General features: G+C 74.3%; 1 protein-coding gene. It reads right to left on the bottom strand.

Annotation, left to right across the window (positions count from 1 at the left end):
* Positions 1–602 (bottom strand): DUF4118 domain-containing protein (locus tag ACYVE9_RS30140; RefSeq protein ID WP_461031028.1); only part of this gene is annotated, 602 nt, incomplete at both ends.

Below are 602 nucleotides of genomic sequence, written 5' to 3'. Positions count from 1 at the left end.
CGGCGAGCACCCGGCGGTCCTCGGCCGGCAGCGCCCGCCCGGCGAGCACCAGCATCATGTGGTCGCCGACCGGCATGTCCACCTCGCCGTCCTCCGGGCGCTGCATCGTGCGGCCGTCCGCCGGGACCCCCACACCGGCCGCGCAGCTCCACGGGCCGTGTTCCCTGGGGCGTTCCAGCAGGGCGACGGCGTCCATCGCGAAGGTCTCGCGCACCCGTTCCAGCAGCGACTCCAGCGAGTCGTCGCCGCGCAGCACGCTGCCGGCGAGCACGGCGAGGATCTCCGACTCGGCGCGCAGCCGAGCCGCCTGCCGCGTGCGGCGGACGGCGAGGTCCACGACCGAGGCCACCGACACCGAGACGAAGAAGAAGATGACGAGGGAGACGACGTTGCGCGGATCGGTGACGGTCCAGGTGTTGACCGGGTCGGCGAACCAGTAGTTGAGCAGCGCTGAGCAGAGCACCGCCGAGGCGAGCGCCGGCAGCACGCCGCCCACCAGGCCGGCGGCGACCGCCAGCGCCAGGAACACCAGCACGGTGTTGGCGAAGCCGAGGCGCGGTTGCAGCGCGAGCAGCAGCGGCGCGGCGAGGGCGGGCAGGACG

The organism is Streptomyces sparsus, assembly GCF_054776295.1.
This window is presented reverse-complemented; position numbering and strand designations above follow the sequence as displayed.